Source organism: Pseudomonas frederiksbergensis (assembly GCF_001874645.1).
GTDB classification, from domain to species: Bacteria; Pseudomonadota; Gammaproteobacteria; order Pseudomonadales; family Pseudomonadaceae; genus Aquipseudomonas; species Aquipseudomonas frederiksbergensis_B.
In genome coordinates this window covers 946,788-970,501 of the sequence record NZ_CP017886.1, presented here as the reverse complement: position 1 = coordinate 970,501, position 23,714 = coordinate 946,788, and the positions used below count along the sequence as shown (strand labels likewise).

Here is a 23,714-nt window from a genome sequence, read left to right as displayed (position 1 = left end):
GCCGAACGCAGGCTGCGCCAGCTGCTACGTAAAGCAAGGCGTCAGCCATGAAATACCAGATACAACAACGCCAGATTGATCAGCAACGACACCAGCGCCAGTGTCCGCCAGACCTTCAACGGTTCACGCTCCAGCAGCGGCCGGGGTCGTACACTCAAACTGCGCCGTTCGCCTTGTTCCAGCAGCAGCAACCATTCCTCCGCCGTTTCATAACGTTGCGCCGGGTCGGCGCATACCGCGCGTTCCAGGCTTTGCCCGAGCCAGTCCGGCAAATCCGGCCGATAGCGGTTGGCGCTGACCGGCGAGCCAAAGCGCGGACGTTGAAAGGCTTCGATTTCTCCGTAGGGAAAATGCCCGGTGGCCAGGTAATACAGCGTCACGCCGACGGCATACAGATCCTGTTGCGGTGTCGGCGGATCCCCATTGAACGCTTCCGGGGCGATGTAGCTCGGAGTGCCCGGCAGCGCGTTCGATGGGTCTTCGGATAAGCCAGTGCAGTACGCCAGACCGAAATCCAGCAGCCGTAACTCGCCGTCTTCAGCCAGCAGCAGGTTTTCCGGTTTAATGTCGCGATGGAAAATCTGCCGCCGATGCAGCATGCCCACGGCCCGCAGCAGACGTTCGGCCAGTTGTTGCCATTGGGGCAGCGGCAACGGACCGTTTTGCGCGAACAGCTCGGCCAAGGTCACCCCCGGGTACTCGCGCATCACGTAATACAGGTGCTGACGTTGCGCTGCCGGGTGTATTTCCGGAAAGCTTCGACCGGCAACGCGCTTGAGAAACCACTCTTCGCAGAGCAGCGCCTGGCCGGCCGCTGTGTCGGTGTTCAACTGCGAGGGGAGGGTTTTCAGTAGCCAGGGCTGTTGCTGCCCATCACGTACACGGTACATCAGCGACTGCTGACTCTGCCCGAGCAGCCGCTCGACGTGCCAGCCCTCGAAGGCCTGACCGGGTTTGAGTGGCGGCGGCAATGGCCATTGCTGCAGGTGGATCAGCGCATCACCGATGCTCGTTTCGCCTAGAGTGTCGACCCGCACCAGCAGCGCACTGGCGTTGTCCTGGCTACCGGCCAGGTGGGCCGCGTTGACCAGGGTTTGCGCAGCGCTGTCGAGGTCGGGCTGATCGCGCAAAATGGCCGCGATGGCCATGTCGCCGAGTGTCGCCCAAACGCCATCGCTCAGCAGGACGAAACTCTCGCCCGCGCGCAACTCGCCATCGAGAAAGTCCAGCACCAGATGCTGATCCAGCCCTAGTGCGCGCTTGAGCACATGCTGCATGCCCGGTTGCTCCCAGACGTGGTCCTCACTGATGCGCTGCAACTGGTCGGCGTGCCAGCGATAGACCCGACAATCGCCGACATGCGCCAACGTGAAGCGTCGACCGCGCAGCACCAGCGCGCTGAGGGTGGTGAGCAACGGCTGGCCACCGCCATTGGCCTGCAACCAGCGATTCTGCGCCAGCAGCAGGCGGTCCAGCGCTTGGGCCACAGCCCAGGTCTGCGGTGTGGCGTAGTAGTCGAGGGCCAGAGCCTGCAAGGTTGACCGGGCGGCGAGACCACCGTCGGCGCATTGACTGACACCGTCGGCGATCGCGAACAGAAACCCCTTGCTCGCCGCCAGTTCAGCGGCGGGCGTGACCAGGCACAGGGCGTCCTGATTCTCGTCCCGTGGGCCGATGGCACTGGCCTCGGCGAAGCTCAATTGCAGGCTCATTGGCGCATCATACCCGCGCTGCGGTCACAGCGGCCGAACCCCACGTGGTTCTCCAGCGGCGTTTGACCCCATGCAGGCCAAACCAGGCCAGAACACCGAGACTGGCGAACAACCACAAGGCCAACTGGTAGCTGCCGGTACTCTGCTTGATCGCACCCATGCCCGCCGCGAGGGCGAAACCGCCGATGCCGCCCGCCATGCCGATCAAGCCGGTCATCACGCCGATTTCGCGGCGAAAGCGCTGCGGCACCAACTGGAACACCGCGCCATTACCTGCGCCAAGGCCGAGCATGGTGCAGACGAACAGCGCCAGTGCAGCGTAGGAGCTGGGCAGGTTGAAACCCACGGCAGCCATGCAGATCGCTGCCAGCGTGTACATCACCAGCAAGGTGCGAATACCACCGAAACGATCCGCCAGTGCACCACCGAGTGGCCGCATCAAACTGCCGCCGAACACACAGGCTGCGGTGTAGTAACCGGCGGTGACCGGGCTCAGGCGATATTGGTCGTTGAAGTAGCCGGGCAGGGCGCTGGCCAGGCCGATGAAACCACCGAAGGTCACGCTGTAGAAAAACATGAACCACCAACTGTCGCGGTCACCGAGGGCCTTGAAGTAGTCGCTCATGGCTTTGGCTTTCGGCCGTTCAGGCGCGTTTTTCGCCAGCCAGGCGAAGATGATCAGCGTCAGGATCAGTGGGATCAGCGCGAAGCCAAAGACGTTGCTCCAGCCAAATGAGGCAGCCAGTATCGGGGCGATCAGTGCGGCGAACACCGTGCCCGAGTTGCCCGCACCGGCAATGCCCATCGCCTTGCCCTGATGCTGTGGCGGATACCACTGCGAAGCCAGGGGCAGGGCGACGGCGAAGGAGGCGCCGGCCATGCCGAGGAACAGGCCCAGCAGCAATGCTTGCTCGTAGCTGTGGATACCGAGCTTCCAGGCACCGAACAGGGCGCAGATCACAATCACCTGGCCGATCAGCCCGGCGGTTTTCGGCGACAGACGATCTGCCAGCAGTCCCATCACGAAGCGCAAGAACGCCCCGGCCAGAATCGGCGTGGCCACCACGAGGCCGCGTTGCTGGGTAGTCAGATGCAAGTCAGCGGCGATCTGCACCGCCAACGGGCCGAGCAGGTACCAGACCATGAAGCTCAGGTCGAAATACAGAAAGGCCGAGAAGAGTGTCGGGGTATGGCCGGATTTCCAGAAGCTTGAATTCATCGCGCACCTCAGCTGTGAAGAGTCTCGAAGGGAGTCATGAGCTTTGCGGTGGGGCGCCGCGACGGCCGCACCACCGGCCCCGGGCTGTGGGGCCAAAACGAAAAAACGCCGCAACCCGCTGCGCTTGCGCGAAAGGGGTGTGCGACGTCTTTGTCGTAGGTGGGGCAACCGCCGTTGGCTACCTGTGCGGTTTACATAGCGAGATCTGTGCCACATTCGGAATGTGTAGTGGGGTCGGAAAGATCGCAGCCTGCGGCAGCTCCTACATTGGAATGGCGTACACCCTGTAGGAGCTGCCGCAGGCTGCGATCTTTTGCGGGTCAACCACCCAGCAATTCGCTCATGGCAATGATCTGCTCGGCCACCTGGATAAGCTTCTGTTGGCGGCTCATGGCCTGGCGGCGCATCAGGGTGTAGGCCTGTTCTTCATTGCAGTCCCTCATTTTCATCAGCAAGCCCTTGGCCAGTTCGATGCGCTTGCGCTCGGCCAGTTGCTGGTCGCGGGCCTGGAGTTGGGCGCGCAGGGCCTGATCGCTTTCAAAACGTGCCATGGCCACGTCGAGGATCGGTTGCAGGCGCGCGGCATGAATGCCTTCGACGATGTAGGCGCTGACGCCGGACTTGATCGCCTGACGCATCACGTCCGGGTCGTGCTCGTCGGTGAACATCACGATCGGCCGTGGCTGGTCGCGGCTGACCAGCACCACTTGCTCCAGCACATCGCGGCTCGGTGACTCGGTATCGATCAGGATCACGTCCGGGCGCACCGTTTCGACGCGTGCAGGCAGGTCGATGGTCAGGCCTGATTCATCGATCACCTCAAACCCGGCTTCGGTCAGCGCGGCCTTGAGGCGCCCAACCTTTTTCGCGGTGTCGTTGATCAGCAGGATACGCAACATATTTGCAGGCTCCTGTCAGCGGCGGGCGAGAAGGGCGGGGGTGTCGGCCATGGCGTGCAGCTTGAAACTGCGGGCATACGCCGCCGGGTCCGAACCGTTCCATATTTTACCGTCGATCAACTGGCTGCTGCGCATGTCCTGAGCCCAGGCCGTAACACCCAGCGCAGTCGCTGCGTCGTGGTAGATACCGAGTTGCTGGACCTGGCGTGCCACGTCTAGATAGTCCGGGTCTTCGCGCAATAAGCCCCAGCGCCGGAACTGGGTCATGAACCACATGCCGTCGGAAAGGTACGGCACGTTGACCTCGCCGCCGCCGTGAAAGCGCAGCGCGTGAGGGTCCTGCCAGCGATTGCCAAGGCCGTCGGCATAATCCCCCAACAAGCGCGGTTCGATGCAGTCGATCGGTGCGTCCAGGTATTCGGCGGCACTCAACAGTTGCGCGGTGCTGCGGCGGTTTTCCGTGCTTTGTTCAATGAAGCGACTGGCCTCCAGGATCGCCATGACCAGTGCCCGTGCGGTGTTCGGGTACTGCTCGACAAAGGCTCGGGTGCAGCCGAGAACTTTTTCCGGGTGGTCGGGCCAGATGGTCTGGCTCGTCGCCAGGGTGAAGCCGAGGTTCTGCTTCACTGCACTGGCGCTCCAGGGTTCGCCGACGCAGAAGCCGTCGATCCGTCCGGCCTGCAGGTGCGCGACCATTTGTGGCGGTGGCACCACGACGCTGTCGACATCCTGCAACGGATGGATGCCCTGGCTCGCCAGCCAGTAATACAACCACATGGCGTGTGTGCCTGTGGGAAAGGTCTGGGCGAAGGTGAGTTTTGAGTGACTTTGGTGCACGTGACGGTCCAGCGCTTCAGGACCGGTCACGCCCAGCCCTTGCAGACCATGAGAAAGGTTGATGCTCTGGCCGTTCTGGTTCAGGCCCATGAGCACGGCCATGTCCGTCGCCGCGACGCCGCCGATGCCCAGATGCACCGCATAGATCAAGCCGTAGAGGCTGTGGGCGGCATCCAGTTCGCCGCTGACCAGTTTGTCCCGCAGGTTGGCCCACGACGATTGGCGCTTGAGGTTCAGGGTCAGCCCGTAGGGTTGGGCGAAGCCCTGGGTCGCAGCAACCACCACGGAAGCGCAGTCGCTCAGGGCCATGAAGCCAAGGTTGATCGCGGTCTTTTCCGGGGCATCGCTGCCGTTGATCCAAGCCAGCGGTCCTGCTACAGATTCAGTCATCACATAAGCACCTTGCATGAAAAAAGCGCCGTCCCCAGGCCCCTTGTGCACGTAAGGCCAGGTAACGACGCCGTTGTCCTTTTTAATCGCAGCCTGGCACTCATCCCGCTATTGGTATGGGGGCAGATGAGCAGGTTGGTGCAAGGCATATGCCATTGATGGCTGATTTTGTCGTGCGCCTCGCTTGCGACGTCGATGCACGGCTATAATCGCCGCCTTATTTCGCCGCCAACCGAGTCAAATTCGCCCATGTATACCCTGGCCCGCCAACTGTTGTTCAAACTCTCCCCGGAAACCTCCCACGATCTGTCCCTGGACCTGATCGGCGCAGGTGGGCGTTTGGGTCTCAATGGCTTGCTGTGCAAGGCGCCAGCGCAGTTGCCAGTGAATGTCATGGGCCTGGACTTTCCGAACCCGGTGGGTCTGGCGGCCGGTCTGGACAAGAACGGTGCGGCCATCGACGGGTTCGCGCAATTGGGTTTCGGCTTCGTTGAAATCGGCACCATCACCCCGCGTCCGCAACCGGGTAATCCGAAACCACGGATTTTCCGCTTGCCGCAAGCCGAGGCGATCATCAACCGCATGGGGTTCAACAACCTTGGCGTCGATCATCTGCTGGCACGGGTGGCGGCTGCCAAATACAAGGGCGTGCTGGGGATCAACATTGGCAAGAACTTCGACACGCCGGTTGAGCGTGCGGTCGACGACTACCTGATCTGCCTGGACAAGGTCTACGCCCACGCCAGTTACGTGACGGTCAACGTCAGTTCGCCGAACACGCCAGGCCTGCGCAGCCTGCAATTTGGTGATTCACTCAAGCAACTGCTCGAAGCCTTGCGTCAGCGCCAGGAAGACCTGGCTCAACGCCACGGCAAGCGTGTACCGCTGGCGATCAAGATCGCGCCGGACATGACCGACGAAGAAACCGTTCAGGTGGCTCAAGCGCTGATCGACACCGGGATGGACGCGGTGATTGCGACCAACACCACCCTGAGCCGTGTAGGCGTCGAAGGCATGGAATACGGTGACGAGGCGGGTGGATTGTCTGGCTCCCCGGTGCGCGACAAGAGCACTCACACGGTCAAGGTGCTGGCGGCTGAGCTGGCTGGACGTTTGCCGATCATCGCGGTGGGCGGTATTACCGAAGGCAAGCATGCGGCTGAGAAAATCGCTGCGGGCGCCAGTCTGGTGCAGCTGTATTCGGGCTTCATTTACAAAGGCCCGGCGCTGATTCGCGAATCGGTGGATGCCATCGCCGCCCTGAGGTAAGTACAGACCTCCTGCGCGAAATCTTTGTGGCAACGGAAATAAAAAAGGGCTCCTCGAAGGAGCCCCTGGGCCGAAGCCCGCCGTCCGGAGAGGACGTGCGTGGTTAAGTCGTTACGTAATCAAGTTTTTGTGTCGGAGTATGTGCCCTGTTTAGCCGACGGCGTGAAGTTCGTTGAGTCTATGGATTCCCGCAGTGCCGGTCATACCGTCCCAGTTGTCGCCGCGTCCTTCTCGCCAGCCGTTGATCCAGGCTTGACGTACCGACGGTAGAGTAAATGGGCAAAGCTCACGGGATTTTCCACCAACGCCATATTGATATCCGCGCAAAAATGCTCTTTCCAACGGATCACGCTTAAGTCTTCTCATAGGGTGTTGCCCTCACTTGTTGACTGTTTTCGTCGCGTTGACCTCTATCGAGGTCAGGCAGAAAAATTTCTGCCGTTGGTGGCTCGCTGCCGGCGTCACGAGCCAAGGTGTTGACGTCGTTGCGGCGTCAACCTGTATTGAGTTCTAACCAATGCGTCACATCGAGGGAATGATCGTTTTGTCATAAGGACGTAACGATAATGATGCTAAGGCCATAAGTAACACGATGTAATTTTCGTATTCATTGACCAAAGCCCGATATGATCAGCCTTTCACTGGATGATGAGGCTGATTTTTTAGTGAAAATGTCCACCCGTTGCACTCGGGTACTATTCGACGAAGGGTCGAGTTATGACATTTTGTTGCACAGAATTTTTTATCTGCCTGGGCATCTAAGCTCATTCAACCGGTTGGTTGAGTGAGCGGCCAGGGTGGGACGGCACACTTTCGTGCCACGCGAGCGCTCTTCAAGAAAAGCGCTTGATTGAAAACCGAGCGGTCAATGCGTTGCCCGTTCACTTATTGCTAAAGGCCCTGGAACTCCCATGTCGGATCGTTACGAACTCTTCCTCACTTGCCCCAAGGGCCTCGAAGGCCTGCTGATCGAGGAAGCCGTCGGGCTTGGCCTTGAGGAAGCGCGTGAGCACACGTCGGCCGTGCGCGGCATGGCCGACATGGAAACGGCTTATCGCCTGTGCCTGTGGTCGCGTCTGGCGAACCGGGTGCTGCTGGTGCTCAAGCGTTTCCCGATGAAGGACGCCGAAGACCTGTACCACGGCGTGCTGGATATCGAGTGGCAAGACCACATGCTCAATGACGGCACCCTGGCCGTCGAATTCAGCGGTCACGGCTCGGGCATCGACAACACGCACTTTGGCGCGCTGAAAGTGAAGGACGCCATTGTCGACAAACTGCGCACCCCGTCGGGCGAGCGTCCGTCCATCGACAAGCTCAACCCGGACCTGCGCGTTCACCTGCGTCTGGACCGTGGCGAGGCGATCCTGTCTCTCGACCTGTCCGGCCACAGCCTGCACCAGCGCGGTTACCGCCTGCAGCAAGGTGCAGCGCCACTGAAGGAAAACCTCGCCGCGGCGATTCTGATCCGTTCCGGCTGGCCACGCATTGCGGCTGAAGGCGGCGCCTTGGCTGACCCGATGTGCGGTGTCGGTACCTTCCTCGTCGAAGCCGCGATGATCGCTGCCGACATGGCGCCGAACCTGCGTCGCGAGCAGTGGGGCTTCACCGCCTGGCTCGGTCATGTGCCAGCGCTGTGGAAAAAACTTCACGAAGAAGCCGTCGCCCGCGCCGCTGCCGGTCTGGCCAAGCCACCGCTGTGGATTCGCGGTTACGAAGCCGACCCGCGCCTGATTCAACCGGGCCGCAATAACGTCGAGCGCGCAGGCTTGAGTGAGTGGATCAAGATCTACCAGGGTGAAGTCGCAACCTTCGAGCCGCGTCCGGACCAGAACCAGAAAGGCCTGGTGATCTGCAACCCTCCGTATGGCGAGCGTCTGGGCGACGAGGCGAGCTTGCTCTATCTCTACCAGAACCTCGGCGAGCGTCTGCGCCAGGCCTGCCTGAACTGGGAGGCGGCGGTGTTCACCGGCGCGCCGGATCTGGGCAAGCGTATGGGGATTCGTAGCCACAAACAGTATTCGTTCTGGAACGGCGCCTTGCCGTGCAAATTGCTGCTGATCAAAGTCCTGCCGGACCAGTTCGTCACCGGTGAGCGTCGTACCCCGGAACAGCGTCAGGCTGAACGTGAACAGGCGGCCTACGATCAGGCGCCGGTCGAGCCGCAAGAGCGTCAGTACAACAAGAACGGCAACCCGATCAAACCCGCCCCGGCGCCGGCTCCTGTTATTGAACAGGCACGTCTGAGCGAAGGCGGGCAGATGTTTGCCAACCGCCTGCAAAAGAACCTCAAGGCCATGGGCAAGTGGATCAAGCGCGAGGGTATCGACTGCTACCGCGTTTACGATGCCGACATGCCGGAATATTCCATGGCCATCGACCTGTATCACGACTGGGTCCATGTCCAGGAGTACGTGGCACCGAAGTCGATCGATCCGGAAAAAGCCTCGGCGCGGATGTTCGATGCGCTGGCGGCCATTCCGCAAGCCTTGAACATCGATAAGAGCCGCGTGGTCGTCAAGCGTCGCGAGCGTCAGAGCGGCTCCAAGCAGTACGAGCGCCAGAGCGCGCAGGGCAAGTTCACCGAGGTGAATGAAGGCGGCGTGAAGTTGCTGGTCAATCTGACCGACTATCTCGACACCGGGCTGTTCCTGGACCACCGTCCAATGCGTCTGCGGATTCAGAAGGAGGCGGCCGGCAAGCGCTTCCTCAACCTGTATTGCTACACCGCAACAGCCAGCGTCCACGCGGCCAAAGGCGGCGCGCGCAGCACTACCAGCGTCGACCTGTCGAAAACCTACCTGGATTGGGCGCGCCGCAACCTGTCACTGAACGGTTTTTCTGACAAGAACCGCCTGGAGCAGGGCGATGTGATGGCTTGGCTGGAAGCCAACCGTGACGAGTTCGACATGATCTTTATCGATCCGCCAACCTTCTCCAACTCCAAGCGCATGGAAGGGATCTTCGACGTGCAGCGTGACCACGTGCAGTTGCTGGACCTGGCCATGGCTCGTCTGGCGCCGGGTGGCGTGTTGTATTTCTCCAACAACTTTCGCAAGTTCCAGCTCGAAGAAAACCTCACGGCGCGCTATGCCGTCGAGGAGATCACCGCTCAAACCATCGACCCGGACTTTGCCCGTAACGGCAAGATCCATCGCGCCTGGAAAATCATGGCGCGCTAACGCCTGATTGGATCCATAGAGCCTTGATTTTTCGAGGCTCTTTGGTCTTTTTGCGCTGGCTAATCTAATGGCTAATGGCTATAACTTTACTCAAAGCCAGGTGACGCCAAAGCACGCCGGCGTTTTGAGTTTCGCTTATGCCGTTGCACGCCGTACGACCCAAGATCTTGGGCTTCATCAGTGAAGATGTTTCGGCCTGGCTCGTTGCGCTGCTAGTTCTACTGGGCGGTGGCGTGCTGACGGGGCTGCTCGCCTGGGCCAGCTTCAATGCGCACCATCAGCAGATGGCGCAGCGTTTTCATTTGCTGGTCAACGAGCGCAAAAGCCGGATTGCCGAGCGTTTCGACGATCAGGAACAGCGCCTTGATAGCGTGCGGCGATTCTTCGTCAACTCCGAATCGGTCTCTCGTGAAGAGTTCGACGGCTTTACCAAAGCACTGTTGCATAGAACTCAGGCCTACGCCTGGGCGCCGTTGGTTGCCCGCAGTGAACGTTCCGCGTTCGAGCGACGGGTGCGCGAGCAAGGTAAAACAGGGTTTTCCATCTGCGATTTGACACCTTCCGCAACGTTGCAGCCCGCCGTCGAACGTGATGAATACGCACCGGTGTTGTACAGCCAGGTGCAAGGCTCAAAAGGCGCGCCGCTGGGTTTTGATTTACTCTCGGAACCGGCTCGTCGCGCAACCCTGCAAAGGGCTCGCAACCTCAACGGGATGGCGGTGTCCGACCCCATGCAACTGATGGGTGTCGATCCCGAGTATGCCCGTGGCGTTCTGCTGGTCGAGCCGGTTTTGCGCCATACCGTAGCACCTGCTCATGACACCGCGCCCCTTGGTTACGTGCTGGCAGTGATCAGCATGCGTCAGTTGATGGCCGATGGTTTTCCGATGCCAAGTCAGGACAACCTTGTGGTACAGATTCGCGGTCGGGCGCAGGACGGTCGGGCAGAAGCACTCTACGAATCCACCAACCCGGTGGCGAACCATCCGTTGCATTACGGCTCGATGTTGCGACTGGGCGATCATGTCTACGACCTCGATGTTCGCACCAGTACCGTGTTTGAGCACGCCAATCATTCGGCGGTTGCCGGTCTGATCGTGATGGGGGCTCTGTTGAGCGTGCTGCTCAGTGCCTTGCTCTACATGCTGGTCAGTCAACGGCAACGAGCGCTGGCGCTGGTTGAGCAGCGCACCCGCGAGTTGCGCTTGCGAGAGCTGGAGTTGAGCGGCGCTCATGGGCAGTTACGCGGGGTGCTGGACGCAGCGACCCAAGTGGCAGTGATTGCCACCAACCTGCGTGGCGTGATCACAACCTTCAATGCCGGTGCCGAGCACATGCTCGGCTATCGCAGTGTCGAAGTGTTGGGACATGCGACCCTGGAAAGCCTTCATCTGCCCGCTGAGCTGGAAGCGCGAGCCATGGAACTCAGTCAGCGTTACTGCAAACCGGTGCCGAGCTGTCAGGCGATGCTGGTGGAAGGTGGCGAGGAGGGTGGGCATGAAGCGCGTGAATGGACCTTGGTGCGTCAGGATGGCAGCCATCTGACGGTGAACATGCTCGCCACCGCCGTGCTTGATGAGCTGGGGCTTTGGGTCGGGAATCTGGCGATCTGCATCGACATTACCGAGCGCAAGCGGGTGCATGAAGCGTTGGCGGCGCGCGATTTGCTGCTCAAAAAACTCAGCGCGCATGTGCCGGGCGGCATTTATCAGTTAAAGATGGTGGCGGATGGGCGCTTCAGTGTGATCTACGCCAGTGATGGCATCCGCGATATTTACGAGATCGATCCGGACGTACTGCAACAGAACGCCGAGGCCATTTTCGAGCGGATCCATCCGCAGGATGTCGCTCGGGTGCGTGCCTCGATCCGGATCTCTTCATTAAAGCTCAGCCCGTGGCGCGAAGAGTACCGCGTGCAGTTGCCCGTCCGTGGTCTGCGTTGGGTGCGCGGTGAGGCAACGCCGGAAGAACTGCCCGGCGGTGGAGTGCTGTGGCATGGTTATATTTCGGATATCTCCGACCTCAAGCGGGTCGAGGAAGAGCTGCGCGCGTTGTCGGTGACCGACTCGTTGACCGGGATTCACAATCGACGCTATTTCCAGGAGCGGCTGACCACGGAAATGGCTCGGGTCGAGCGCGGTACCGGGGAGTTGGCGGTGATCATGTTCGATATCGACCACTTCAAACGCATCAATGACGTGAACGGTCACGCGGCAGGCGATCGGGTGTTGCAGGCGATCTGTGAGCGTATCCGTCAGCGCTTGCGTCGTACCGATGTGTTCTGTCGCCTGGGAGGCGAGGAGTTTATGGTGTTGTGTCCGGACACCAACGGGCAGCATGCCCATGCGTTGGCCGTCGAGCTATGGCAGAGCTTGCGCAATACGCCGATCGACGGGCTGGGTACGGTGACTGCGAGCTTCGGCATCGCCAGCTGGCGTTCCGGAGAAGGCGCCGATGCCTTGTTGTTGCGCGCGGACTCGGGGGTTTACGCCGCGAAACAGGCGGGACGGGATCGGGTTGAGGTAGAGCTGGCATAGCTGATGCCGCTGAAGATCAAAAGATCGCAGGCTCCTACGGGCGTACACATTCCATGTAGGAGCTGGCGAAGCCTGCGATCTTTAAGGGCTTAAAGTGCCGACTCGGCTGTCGCCAGTTTCGGCTGGCGGTACAGGTCCAGCAGCACCTGATCGAGCACTGTATGCGCGCCAAACGGTGCGGGATCGTTAAGGATCGCGACCACCGCCCACGTGTTGCCGTTGCTGTCGCGGCTGAAACCGGCGATGGCGCGTACGGTGTTCAGGGTGCCAGTCTTGACGTGTGCTTCACCCCTCATTGCGGTGGTCTTGAGGCGTTTGCGCATGGTGCCGTCCATGCCACTGATCGGCAGCGAACTGACGAACTCGGCCGAGTATGGGCTTCTCCAGGCAGCCTGCAGCATGCTCGCCATTTCACGGGCGCTGACCCGTTCGGCACGCGACAGACCGGAACCGTTCTCCATCACCAGGTGCGGTGCGGTGATGCCTTTCTTCGCCAGCCACTGACGGACCACCCGTTGTGCGGCTTTTGCATCGTCAGCATCAGCGTCGGTGCGGTATTTCGCACCCAGGCTGAGGAATAGTTGCTGCGCCATGGTGTTGTTACTGTATTTGTTGATGTCGCGGATGATTTCCGCCAGGTCCGGCGAGAACGCTCGCGCCAGTACCTTGGCATCTTTCGGCACGGCGGCCAGACGGTCCTTGCCCTGGATGCTGCCGCCCAGTTCCTGCCAGATTGCCCGTACGGCGCCTGCGGTGTAGGTCGCATGATCGAGCAGCGAAAGGTAAGTCTGCGAGCTGCAACCGTCGGCCAACTGGCCCGCAACGGTCACGCTCACGCTGCCGTCGGCCTGGGTGACCGGGTTGTAGCGCACGCCCCCGGAACACTGTTTGCCGCTGAGCGCTTTGACCTGGTTGTCGATACGAATGCTGGCGATCGGTGGTTCGACCGACACCAGCACCTTGCCCGAGTCGTTTCGGGCCACGAAGCGCAAGGCCTTGAGGTTGACCATCAGTGCGTCAGGTTTGACCAGGAACGGCTTGTTTTCGTCTTTGCCGTCGTCATTGAACTCAGGCAATTGCGGCTGGACGAAGAAACTGCGGTCCAGCACCAGGTCGCCGGTGACTTGCTGCACGCCATTGGCCCGCAGGTCACGCATCAGCAGCCAGAGTTTTTCCATGTTCAGCTTTGGATCGCCGCCACCCTTGAGGTACAGGTTGCCGTGCAGGATGCCGCCATTGAGGGTGCCGTCGGTGTAGAACTCGGTTTTCCACTGGTGGTTCGGGCCAAGCATTTCCAGCGCAGCGTAGGTGGTTACCAGTTTCATGGTCGAGGCCGGATTGACCGAAACGTCTGCGTTGAAGACCGTCGGTGTGCCCGGGCCGTTGAGTGGAATCATCACCAGCGACAGGGCGCTGTCCTGCAACTTGCTGGCTCTGAGAGCCTTTTCAACGTTGGGTGACAAGGCTGTGTTGATCGGGGCGGCGGAAATCGGGAAGGCCAGTGGCACAAGCAGGCTGGCGAGAAGCAATGGACGCAAAGATTTGATCATCTGAAATAAAGCCCTACAGCCGAGGGGGAAAAGATGAGGGCATGAAGATAAATTCCCTCAGTGGTCGCGAAAGTGTCGGCATTATGCCCCAAGCAATAGCGGCTTGTGCCGTACGCAGAGGGTCGAATCCGCTATTTTTTTACCGGCGGTAGGCACAAGCCCCGAGAGAGTCGGGCAAACGACGGCTTAAACTGCTAAAGTGCCGCCCGTTATTACTTTTGAGGATTGTTCCAATGGCGACTAACCGTTCCCAGCGTCTGCGCAAAAAACTGTGCGTCGATGAATTTCAAGAGCTGGGTTTCGAACTGAACCTGGATTTCAAAGAAGATTTGGCTGATGAAGTCATTGACGCTTTCCTCGACGCGTTTCTGAAAGAAGCCATGGAAGCGAACGGCCTGGGCTACGTTGGCGGCGACGACTTCGGTCTGGTTTGCCTGCAGAAACGTGGCTCGGTCAGCGCAGAACAACGCGCCGCCGTTGAAGCCTGGCTGAAAGCTCGCTCCGAGCTGACCAGCGCAGAAGTCAGCCCGTTGCTGGACGTTTGGTACCCGGAAAAGCCGATCAATCCGGTAGCTTGATGTTCAAAAAAACGGCGACCCGAGGGTCGCCGTTTTTGCAAAGATCAAAAGATCGTCCGAACGCGGCCCGAACCTTCGGCAGCTCCTACAGGGTGTACGCATTTGTAGGAGCCTGCGATCTTTTGCGTTTCAGGCCTTGCGCCAGTTCAGAATCATCAACGTCACCACACCCGCGACAATCCCCCAAAACGCCGAGCCAATGGAAAACAGCGTCAGCCCCGACGCGGTGACCATAAAGGTGATCAGCGCCGCTTCCCGTTCCTTCACTTCGCTCATGGCGATGCTCAAGCCGTTAATGATCGAGCCGAACAGCGCCAGCGCGGCAATCGACAGCACCAGCTCTTTGGGCAAGGCGGCGAACAATGCGGCCAGGGTTGCACCAAAGACCCCGGCAATCCCGTAGAAAATCCCGCACCAGACGGCCGCGGTGTAACGCTTGTTGCGGTCTTCATGGGCATGTGGCCCGGTGCAGATTGCGGCGCTGATGGCGGCCAGGTTGATCCCGTGGGAACCAAACGGCGCCAGTAACAGCGAGGCGATGCCGGTGGTGGTGATCAGCGGCGAGGCCGGCACGTTGTAGCCGTCGGCGCGCAACACGGCGATGCCGGGCATGTTCTGCGAGGTCATCGCCACCACAAACAGTGGAATGCCGATGCTGATGGTCGCTGCGAGGGAAAAGTGCGGGGTGGTCCAGACCGGGGTTGCTACTTCGAGATGAAAACCACTGAAATCCAGCAGGCCCATGAAGCCGGACAAGGCAGTGCCGATCAGCAGCGCCGCCAGCACCGCATAACGCGGCGACAGGCGCTTGACCACCAGGTAGGTGAAAAACATCCCCAGTACCAGTCCGGTGCGATGTTGGGCTGCGACGAAAATTTCGCTGCCGATCTTGAACAGAATCCCCGCCAGCAACGCCGCCGCCAGTGACGCAGGAATGCGTTTGAGCAGACGTTCGAAGCTGCCGGTCATTCCGCAAAGGGTGACGAGCACGGCGCAAGTGATGTAGGCGCCAATCGCCTCGCCGTAGGTTACGCCCGACAGGCTGGTGATCAGCAGCGCCGCACCGGGCGTCGACCAGGCAATGGTGATCGGTGTGCGATAGCGCAAGGACAAACCGATCGAGCACACGGCCATGCCAATCGAAATCGCCCAGATCCACGATGAAATTTGCCCGCTGCTCAGGCCCGCCGCCTGGCCAGCCTGGAACATCAGCACCAGCGAGCTGGTGTAGCCGGTCATCATGGCGATGAACCCGGCGACAATGGCCGAAGGTGAAGTGTCGGCCAGTGGGCGAAGGTGCACGTGAGTGGCGTCGGTCATGGCGCGGTGTTCCTTGTTCTGTTGAAAATCTCGATGACACTGCCTGCGTAGGAGCTGCCGGAGGCTGCGATCTTTTGATCCTGGCTTTTGTGGTGTTGCCGAGAAAAAGATCGCAGCCTCCGGCAGCTCCTACACGGGGGTATAAGCCACGGGGTTTGTGTCCAAGCCTAAACTTAAACGTGACGGGGCGTTGCAATACAGCCGGGGGCGTAAATGGCCGTACAGTCGTGTTGCCCCCAGCGGTTGTGTACAATGTGCTGTGTTTTTTACGCGATACTTGCCAGCGACCCTCTGTGACGTATTACAGTCACGGTCAATTCGCCGCAGTTCTCCCGACTCGAGTGCCCATGAACGAACAGTTGCAGCCCCTCAAGAAACAACCGCGAGCAGGCAAAGCCGGCCGCAGCGGAACCCAGGACGATATCGTCTATGCGCATATCTTCGAGGCCATCCTCGAACAGCGTCTGGCGCCCGGTACAAAATTGAGCGAAGAGGCGCTGGGAGAAATTTTCGGGGTCAGTCGCACCATCATTCGCCGCGCGCTGTCGCGTCTGGCCCACGAAGGTGTGGTGCTGTTGCGTCCCAACCGTGGCGCCGTGGTTGCCAGCCCGAGTGTTGAAGAAGCCCGTCAGGTATTCATGGCGCGGCGTCTGGTTGAGAAGGCGATCACCGAACTGGCAGTCGTACACGCGACGGCCGAACAGATTGCCGAGCTGCGGCAGATGGTCAACGACGAGCGCGACAGCTTCTCCCGTGGCGACCGTGGTGCCGGTATCCGTCTGTCTGGCGAATTCCACCTGAAGCTGGCCGAGGCGGCGAAGAACGCCCCGCTGATCAGCTTCCAGCGCAGCCTGGTGTCGCAGACGTCCTTGATCATCGCCCAGTACGAAAGTGGTAACCGCTCGCACTGCTCCTACGATGAGCACACTCAGTTGATCGATGCCATCGAGGCCCGCGACGCCGATCTGGCGGTGAGCCTGATGATGCATCACATGGATCACATCGACAGCAAACTCAACCTCGACGAAGAAAGCGCCTCGGACGATTTGCATGCCGTGTTCTCGCACCTGTTGCAGACCAAAAAGCCAGGGCGACCAACGGCCAAGCTCTGATTGGCTGGAGGGCCGAAAAGATCGCAGCCTGCGGCAGCTCCTACGAAGGGACGCATTCCTACGTAGGAGCTGCCGCAGGCTGCGATCCTGGCAATCTGACAGGCAATAAAAAATCCCCCGAGCTGTAAAGCTACGGGGGATTTTTATGCCTGGGGAAACTTAGCGCTGGTGAACGAGGTTACCCGCCGCATAAGTCTGCAACACGGTCCGGTCATCACCCAGTGTCATCAGTACAAACAACGTCTCGGCGATGGTGTTGGCCTGTTTCAGGCGATAGCTGAGCAGCGGCGTGGCGTTGTAGTCCAGCACCAGAAAGTCGGCGTCGGTGCCCGGTTGCAGGGTGCCGATCTTGTCTTCCAGGCGCAGTGCGCGGGCACCGCCGAGGGTCGCCAGGTACAGCGATTTGAACGGGCTCAGGCGTGCGCCTTGCAGTTGCATGACTTTGTAGGCTTCGTTCAGCGTTTGCAGCAGCGAGAAGCTGGTGCCGCCGCCGACGTCAGTGCCCAGGCCCACGTTCAGGTTGTGTTTTTCGGCCATTGGCAGGTTGAACAGACCACTGCCGAGGAAGAAGTTCGAGGTCGGGCAGAAGGCGATAGCCGAACCGGTTTCAGCCAGGCGTGCGCACTCGTCGTCGCACAGGTGTACGCCGTGTGCGAATACCGAGCGTTCGCCGAGCAATTTGTAGTGGTCGTAGACGTCCAGGTAACCCTTGCGCTCCGGGAACAGCTCTTTGACCCATTCGACTTCTTGCAGGTTTTCACTGATGTGCGTCTGCATGTACAGGTCGGGGTATTCGCTGAGCAACTGGCCGGCGAGGGTCAGTTGTTCCGGGGTGCTGGTCGGGGCAAAACGTGGCGTCACCGCGTAGTGCAGACGACCCTTGCCGTGCCAGCGCTCGATCAGTGCCTTGCTCTCGACGTAGCTGGATTCGGCGGTGTCGGTCAGGTAGTCCGGCGCGTTGCGGTCCATCATCACCTTGCCGGCGATCATCCGCAGGTCGAGCGTCCGTGCGGCCTCGAAAAACGAGTTCACCGATTGCGGGTGCACGCTGCCGAACACCAGCGCGGTGGTGGTGCCGTTGCGCAGCAATTCCTTGATGAAGATGTCGGCGACTTCTTCGGCGTGGGCCTTGTCGGCGAACTGGCTTTCGCACGGGAAGGTGTAGGTGTTGAGCCAGTCCAGCAGTTGTTCGCCGTAAGCGCCGACCATGCCGGTTTGCGGCAGGTGAATGTGCGTATCGATGAAGCCCGGAGTGATCAGCGCATCCTGGTAATGGGTGATTTGAATGTCGGCGGGCAGGCTGGCGAGCAGTTCTCGGGCGTGGCCAATGGCGCTGATCCGGCCGTTTTCAGTCACCAGCAAGCCATCTTCGAAATACTCGTAGGAGGCTTCGATGCCAACCACGGCAGGGTCGGCGATGCTGTGCAGAATGGCGGCGCGGTAGGCTTTGCGAGTCAAAGGCATGTCGTTCTCGGTTCGTGGCTTTTTAGTTCGAAGCGTGACTGCGGCGTGAGGCGGGCAGCAGTTTGGCAATCGGTTCGGCTTTCGCGGTGTGCTGGCCGAAATTCGCGTTATAGGTGGCGATGATTTCGCCGGCGATGGAGATGGCGATTTCCACAGGTAGTTTGCCTTTGACCTCGCCCAGACCCATCGGGCAGCGCATGCGTTGCAGCACGGCGTTGTCGAATCCGCGCTCGCGCAAGCGGTGTTCGAACTTCACCCGTTTGGTCTTCGAGCCGATCAGGCCGAAGTAGGCAAAGTCGTTGCGCTTGAGGATCGCCGCGGTGAGTTCCAGGTCGAGCTGGTGATTGTGGGTCATGACGATGCAGTAACTGCCAGCGGGCAGATCGTCGATTTCGTCCACCGGTTCTTCGGCAATGATTTTACGCACGCCGTGGGGGATCTGTTCGGGGAACTCTGCCTCCCGCGAATCGATCCAGCGCACGCGGCAGGGCAGGCTGGCCAGCAACGGCACCAGCGCCCGACCGACGTGGCCGGCGCCGAATACGGCGATCTGTGCTTGCACCTGGCCCATGGGTTCGAACAGCAACACGGTGACGCCACCGCAGCACTGGCCGAGGCTGGCGCCGAGGCTGAAGCGCTCCAGGTGGGTGTCCTGTTTGCCGCTGGCAAGCATCTCCCGGGCGACTTGCATCGCCTTGTATTCCAGATGCCCGCCACCGATGGTGTCGAACGCCTGCGTGGCGCTGACGACCATCTTCGAACCGGCATTGCGCGGCGTCGAGCCGAGCTCTTCGATGATGGTCACCAACACACAGGGTTCACCCTGGGTTTGCAGGTCGGCGAGGGCGCTGATCCAGTTGTACATGTCCCACCTCTTCAGATCGTTTCGCTCTCGGTTTGCGCAGCTTTCACCGCCTTCAACTGGCGCATCTGTTCACAGCCCCACAGCACCCGCTCCGGTGTGGCCGGTGCGTCGATGTTGGGTTGATGTCTGTAATCGCCCAGGCTCGCCACTGCATCCTTGATCGCGCACCAGGCGGCAATGCCCAGCATGAACGGCGGTTCGCCCACGGCCTTGGAATGGAACACCGTGTCTTCCGGGTTCTTGCGGTTTTCCACCAGCTTCACTCGCAAGTCCAGCGGCATGTCGGCAACCGCCGGGATCTTGTAGCTGGCCGGGCCGTTGGTCATCAGCTTGCCTTTGTTATTCCAGACAAGCTCTTCCATGGTCAGCCAGCCCATGCCCTGGATGAAACCGCCCTCGACCTGGCCCACGTCGATGGCCGGGTTCAGCGAGGCGCCGACGTCATGCAGGATGTCGGTACGGAGCATTTTGTATTCGCCGGTCAGGGTGTCGACGATCACCTCGGCGCAGGCTGCGCCAAAAGCGAAGTAGTAGAACGGCCGACCACGCGCCTGGCTGCGGTCGTAGAAGATTTTCGGGGTCTTGTAGAATCCGGTGCTCGACAGCGACACCTGAGCAAAATACGCCTGCTGAATCAGTGCTTCGAAGGTCAGGATGTGATCGCGAACCCGTACATGACCGTTGTGGAATTCCACATCTTCTTCGCTGACCTTGTATTGGCGCGCGGCAAATTCCACCAGGCGTTGCTTGATGATTTCGGCGGCGTTTTGCGCGGCCTTACCGTTCAGGTCAGCACCGCTGGATGCGGCGGTCGGCGAGGTGTTCGGCACCTTGTCGGTGTTGGTCGCGGTGATCTGCACACGGTCGACTTCAACCTGGAACACTTCGGCCACGACTTGCGCGACTTTGACGTTCAAACCCTGACCCATTTCGGTGCCGCCGTGGTTCAGGTGAATGCTGCCGTCGGTGTAGACGTGAATCAGCGCGCCGGCCTGGTTGAGGAAGCTGGCGGTGAAGGAAATACCGAATTTCACCGGGGTCAGCGCCAGGCCTTTTTTCAGGATCGGGCTGTTGGCGTTGTAACGCCGGATCGCTTCGCGGCGTTCGGCGTACTGGCTGCTTTCTTCAAGTTCCGCGGTTATTTCCTCGAGCATGTTGTGCTCGACGGTCTGGTAGTAATGGGTGACGTTGCGCTCGGTCTTGCCATAGTAGTTGGCCTTGCGCACCGCCAGCGGATCGAGGGCTAGATGGCGGGCGATGGCGTCCATCACTTCTTCGATGGCGACCATCCCTTGCGGGCCGCCAAAGCCACGATAGGCGGTGTTCGATGCGGTGTTGGTCTTGCAGCGGTGACCGTTGATGGTCGCATCGCCCAGGTAGTACGAGTTGTCCGAGTGGAACATCGCCCGGTCGACGATCGACGCCGACAGGTCCGGTGAACAACCGCAGTTGCCGGCCAGTTCCAGCTGGATGCCGTGCAGGCGTCCGGTGTCGTCGAAGCCGACATCGTACTCAATGTAGAACGGGTGACGTTTGCCGGTCATCAGCATGTCTTCGACCCGCGGCAGACGCATTTTGGTCGGCTGCCCGGTCAAGTGGGCGATCACCGCGCAGAGGCACGCGGGGCTCGCGGCCTGGGTTTCCTTGCCGCCGAAGCCACCGCCCATGCGGCGCATGTCGACAACGATTTTGTTCATCGACACGTCGAGTACTTCCGCCACCAGTTTCTGCACTTCGGTGGGGTTCTGGGTCGAGCAGTAGACGATCATGCCGCCGTCTTCAGTCGGCATGACCGACGAGATCTGGGTTTCCAGATAGAAGTGTTCCTGGCCACCGATGTGCAGCGTGCCTTGAATCCGATGCTCCGCGGTCGCCAGCGCAGTGGCTGAATCACCGCGTTTGTGGGTGTGGCTATCCAGCACGAAATGGCGTTTGCGCAGGGCTTCGACCACGTCGAGTACCGGCTCCAGATCTTCATATTCGATGATCGCTGCCATTGCTGCTTTGCGTGCGGTTTCCAGGTCTTTCGCCGCCACCGCAAGCACCGGTTGACCGACGAATTGCACGTCGTCGATGGCCAGCAACGGATCGCCCGGCAACAACGGGCCGATGTCTTTCAGGCCCGGCACGTCTTCGTGGGTAATGGCGATGCGCACGCCTTCGAAGGCGTAGCAGGGCTGGGTGTCGATGCTGATGATTTTCGCGTGGGCGCGGTCCGAGAGCCGCGCGTAAACGTGCAACTGATTCGGAAATTCCAGTCGATCGTCGATGTACTGCGCTTCACCCGATACATGTTTGTCGGCGCTGTCGTGCTTGACGCTGCGGCCAACGCCGCTGGTCAGATCCTTGGCAAACAGTTCGGCCAGTTCGGCTTGGGTCTTCTCGACTGTGTGATGGTTAGACATAAGCGGTCACCCGAGTCTCGATGTGCGGTGTTTGCAGTTCGATGAAGTATTTGCGCAGCAGGTTTTGCGCGCTGAGCAGGCGATATTCCTTGCTCGCACGGAAGTCCGAGAGCGGCGTGAAATCTTCGGCCAGGGCAGCGCAGGCGCGTTCGAGCGTAGTGTTGTTCCATTGCGCGCCGAGCAGCGCGGCTTCGCAGCTTTTCGCCCGTTTCGGCGTCGCAGCCATACCGCCAAAGGCAACGCGAGCGTCGGCGACCAGACCATTTTCAATGCGCAGATTGAACGCCGCGCAGACGGCGGAAATGTCATCGTCCAGGCGCTTGGAGACCTTGTAGGCACGGAACAGTTGTTCAGCGCTGGCACGCGGCACGATGATCTTCTCGATGAACTCGCTTTCCTGGCGCGCAGTGATCCGGTAATCGATGAAATAGTCTTCCAGTGCCAGGGTGCGACGGGTTTCGCCTTTGCACAGCACAATCTGTGCGCCGAGCGCGATCAGCAGCGGTGGCGAGTCACCTATCGGCGAGGCGTTGCCGATGTTGCCGCCAAGGGTGCCCTGATTGCGAATCTGCAAGGAGGCGAAACGTTGCAGTAATTCGCCGAAGTCCGGGTACTCGGCCTTGAGGGCGTCATAGCAGTCGGAGAGGGCGGTGGCGGCACCGATTTCCAGGCGATCGTCAAAGCGTTCGATGCGCTTCATTTCTGCGACGTTGCCGACGTAGATCATCACCGGCAGCGTGCGGTGAAACTGGGTCACTTCCAGCGCCAGGTCGGTGCCGCCGGCCAACAGCCTGGCTTGTGGATAGGCGTCATAGAGATCAGCCAGATCGGCCACGGTCAGCGGCACCAGGCAGCGTTTGTCGCCGCTGTTCAGTTCACCGGTATCGGTCGGTGCGATGGCCTTCAGGCGAGCAATGGTATCGGCTTCGCGAGCGTCGAACTGGTCGGTCGGTTTACCGCAACACACCTGTTCGGCGGCGGCCAGAATCGGCCGGTAGCCGGTGCAGCGGCAGAGGTTGCCGGCGAGGGCTTCGTGGGCTTTATGGGAATCGGGGTGATCGCTGTTTTTCTGCAAGGCGAACAGCGACATGACAAAGCCCGGGGTGCAGAAGCCGCACTGCGAGCCGTGGCATTCGACCATGGCTTTTTGCACGCTGTGCAATTGCCCCTGGTGCTTGAGGTCTTCGACGCTGATCAGCTGTTTGCCGTGCAGCGACGAAACAAACGTCAGGCACGAGTTGAGGCTGCGATAGCGAATGTGTTCGCGGCCGCTGTCATCGGTCTGCAATTCACCGACCACCACCGTACACGCGCCACAGTCACCGCTGGCGCAACCTTCTTTGGTACCGGGTTTGCCCAAATGTTCGCGCAGATAGTTCAGCACGGTCAGATTCGGGTCCAGGGCGTGCTCGCTACGGAGTTCCTGGTTAAGTAAAAACTGGATCACGGAAGGCCTCGCAGACTCATTATTGTTGTTAACCGACTTGAACCGAATTTATCAGGTCTGACTTTGTGGTCAATGGTTTTCTGACTTAAGGGTCAGGAAATTCGCTTTTGCCGATCAACAGCGGCTTCTTTCATTATTGACCCTCTCGGGATACCTCGCCTTTTGCTTGAATCGTGCCAAATTCCGCTGGCTGGGCCCTGCGCCATCACCCCGCAAGTGCGCTACACTGCGCCGCTTGTGCAGATCGAAGAGTTTGAAGGAAAACCATGACGTTCAAGGCGCCGGATAGCCTCGCCGAGCAAATTGCTCACCACCTCGCCGAGCGCATCATTCGCGGCGACCTCAAGCCGGGAGAGCGCATCCAGGAACAGAAGGTCACGCTGGCCCTCAATGTCAGCCGCGGCTCGGTCCGCGAAGCCTTGCTGATCCTCGAGCGCCGGCACCTGATCGCCATCCTGCCGCGTCGTGGCGCCCATGTGACTGAGCTCACCGCGCACAAGGTGCAGAGCCTGTGCACGTTGATGAGCGAGCTGTATATCCTGCTCGGCAATTCGGTGGCCGACCGCTGGCAAGTCCAGGCCGACATGGCGCCGTTCCTGCAAATTCAGCAGCGTTTGAGTGCCAGTTACGAACGTCAGGACATTCGCGCCTTTGTCGAAGACAGCTTCAGCGTGATGCGGGCGGCGTACCCCTTCGCCAACAACCCGTACTTGCAAGAAACCGTCGAGAACCTGCAACCGGCCATGAGCCGTGCGTATTTTCTCGCCCTGGAACAGCGCAAGGCCGAGATGAGCGAGTTCCTTGAGCTGTTCGAACGCCTGCTCGCGGCCGTGCTGGCGCGTGATCTGCCACAGATTCGCGTCGTGCTCTCGGCTTATGCCCAGCGCAGTTGCGATCTGGTGCTGTCTGCCTTGCCGGTTGCCTGAGC

17 protein-coding genes are annotated in these 23,714 nt (G+C 60.3%); 6 read left to right on the top strand and 11 right to left on the bottom strand.

Going from position 1 to position 23,714, the window contains the following annotated elements:
* Positions 1-41: 41 nt before the first annotated feature.
* The 4 genes from BLL42_RS04790 to BLL42_RS04775 all read right to left on the bottom strand — a co-directional run bounded on the left by BLL42_RS04790 (position 42) and on the right by BLL42_RS04775 (position 5,057).
* Positions 42-1,712, bottom strand: a complete 1,671-nt coding sequence (locus tag BLL42_RS04790) for a bifunctional protein-serine/threonine kinase/phosphatase (RefSeq protein ID WP_071551012.1) — start codon at positions 1,710-1,712, stop codon at positions 42-44.
* A 7-nt stretch (positions 1,713-1,719) separates the two neighbouring features.
* On the bottom strand, positions 1,720-2,931 hold the full coding sequence (locus tag BLL42_RS04785) for a nitrate/nitrite transporter (protein WP_071551011.1): 1,212 nt from the start codon (positions 2,929-2,931) through the stop codon (positions 1,720-1,722).
* Positions 2,932-3,251: 320 nt separating this feature from the next.
* Complete coding sequence (locus BLL42_RS04780) at positions 3,252-3,830, bottom strand: ANTAR domain-containing response regulator (RefSeq protein WP_071551010.1); 579 nt, start codon at positions 3,828-3,830, stop codon at positions 3,252-3,254.
* A 15-nt stretch (positions 3,831-3,845) separates the two neighbouring features.
* Positions 3,846-5,057: a CmpA/NrtA family ABC transporter substrate-binding protein gene (locus BLL42_RS04775; RefSeq protein WP_071555702.1), complete on the bottom strand. Its 1,212-nt coding sequence runs from the start codon at positions 5,055-5,057 to the stop codon at positions 3,846-3,848.
* 249 nt (positions 5,058-5,306) lie between these two features.
* Here BLL42_RS04775 and BLL42_RS04770 point away from each other — a divergent pair, with 249 nt between their 5' ends.
* Positions 5,307-6,326: a quinone-dependent dihydroorotate dehydrogenase gene (locus BLL42_RS04770; RefSeq protein WP_071551009.1), complete on the top strand. Its 1,020-nt coding sequence runs from the start codon at positions 5,307-5,309 to the stop codon at positions 6,324-6,326.
* A gap of 150 nt (positions 6,327-6,476) precedes the next feature.
* Here the strand turns inward: BLL42_RS04770 and rmf are convergent, their stop codons facing one another.
* A complete protein-coding gene (gene rmf, locus BLL42_RS04765; protein WP_003223300.1) occupies positions 6,477-6,692 on the bottom strand; it encodes a ribosome modulation factor in 216 nt (71 codons plus the stop codon).
* Between the two features lie 545 nt (positions 6,693-7,237).
* On the opposite strand from rmf, the gene rlmKL reads away from it, so the two are divergent.
* Together rlmKL and BLL42_RS04750 are read left to right on the top strand one after the other, a co-directional pair.
* The gene (rlmKL, locus tag BLL42_RS04755) at positions 7,238-9,508 is read left to right on the top strand and encodes a bifunctional 23S rRNA (guanine(2069)-N(7))-methyltransferase RlmK/23S rRNA (guanine(2445)-N(2))-methyltransferase RlmL (RefSeq protein WP_071551008.1); all 2,271 of its coding nucleotides are present in this window, start codon (positions 7,238-7,240) and stop codon (positions 9,506-9,508) included.
* A 137-nt stretch (positions 9,509-9,645) separates the two neighbouring features.
* Positions 9,646-12,045 (top strand): sensor domain-containing diguanylate cyclase, encoded by a 2,400-nt coding sequence (locus BLL42_RS04750; protein WP_071551007.1) that lies wholly within the window; start codon positions 9,646-9,648, stop codon positions 12,043-12,045.
* An 89-nt stretch (positions 12,046-12,134) separates the two neighbouring features.
* Here the strand turns inward: BLL42_RS04750 and dacB are convergent, their stop codons facing one another.
* A complete protein-coding gene (gene dacB / locus BLL42_RS04745) occupies positions 12,135-13,595 on the bottom strand; it encodes a D-alanyl-D-alanine carboxypeptidase/D-alanyl-D-alanine endopeptidase (protein ID WP_071551006.1) in 1,461 nt (486 codons plus the stop codon).
* Positions 13,596-13,828: 233 nt separating this feature from the next.
* Here dacB and BLL42_RS04740 point away from each other — a divergent pair, with 233 nt between their 5' ends.
* Entirely contained in the window at positions 13,829-14,173 is a 345-nt protein-coding gene (locus tag BLL42_RS04740; RefSeq protein WP_071551005.1) for a YggL family protein, read from the top strand.
* Between the two features lie 129 nt (positions 14,174-14,302).
* Here the strand turns inward: BLL42_RS04740 and BLL42_RS04735 are convergent, their stop codons facing one another.
* The gene (locus BLL42_RS04735; protein ID WP_071551004.1) at positions 14,303-15,493 is read right to left on the bottom strand and encodes a benzoate/H(+) symporter BenE family transporter; all 1,191 of its coding nucleotides are present in this window, start codon (positions 15,491-15,493) and stop codon (positions 14,303-14,305) included.
* Positions 15,494-15,840: 347 nt separating this feature from the next.
* Between BLL42_RS04735 and BLL42_RS04730 the strand changes: the two genes are divergently transcribed.
* On the top strand, positions 15,841-16,605 hold the full coding sequence (locus tag BLL42_RS04730) for a GntR family transcriptional regulator (protein WP_071551003.1): 765 nt from the start codon (positions 15,841-15,843) through the stop codon (positions 16,603-16,605).
* Between the two features lie 159 nt (positions 16,606-16,764).
* Here BLL42_RS04730 and guaD read toward each other — a convergent pair whose 3' ends face one another.
* Genes guaD through xdhA form a run of 4 tightly spaced genes read right to left on the bottom strand, consistent with a single transcriptional unit; the run spans position 16,765 to position 22,786 of the window.
* Complete coding sequence (gene guaD / locus BLL42_RS04725; RefSeq protein ID WP_071551002.1) at positions 16,765-18,069, bottom strand: guanine deaminase; 1,305 nt, start codon at positions 18,067-18,069, stop codon at positions 16,765-16,767.
* 22 nt (positions 18,070-18,091) lie between these two features.
* Complete coding sequence (xdhC, locus tag BLL42_RS04720; RefSeq protein ID WP_071551001.1) at positions 18,092-18,934, bottom strand: xanthine dehydrogenase accessory protein XdhC; 843 nt, start codon at positions 18,932-18,934, stop codon at positions 18,092-18,094.
* Positions 18,935-18,945: 11 nt separating this feature from the next.
* Positions 18,946-21,339 (bottom strand): xanthine dehydrogenase molybdopterin binding subunit, encoded by a 2,394-nt coding sequence (gene xdhB / locus BLL42_RS04715; RefSeq protein ID WP_071551000.1) that lies wholly within the window; start codon positions 21,337-21,339, stop codon positions 18,946-18,948.
* Positions 21,332-22,786, bottom strand: a complete 1,455-nt coding sequence (xdhA, locus tag BLL42_RS04710) for a xanthine dehydrogenase small subunit (protein ID WP_071550999.1) — start codon at positions 22,784-22,786, stop codon at positions 21,332-21,334. The genes xdhB and xdhA overlap by 8 nt, the downstream gene beginning before the upstream one ends.
* A gap of 266 nt (positions 22,787-23,052) precedes the next feature.
* Between xdhA and BLL42_RS04705 the strand changes: the two genes are divergently transcribed.
* Positions 23,053-23,712, top strand: a complete 660-nt coding sequence (locus BLL42_RS04705; RefSeq protein WP_071550998.1) for a GntR family transcriptional regulator — start codon at positions 23,053-23,055, stop codon at positions 23,710-23,712.
* Positions 23,713-23,714: the final 2 nt, after the last annotated feature.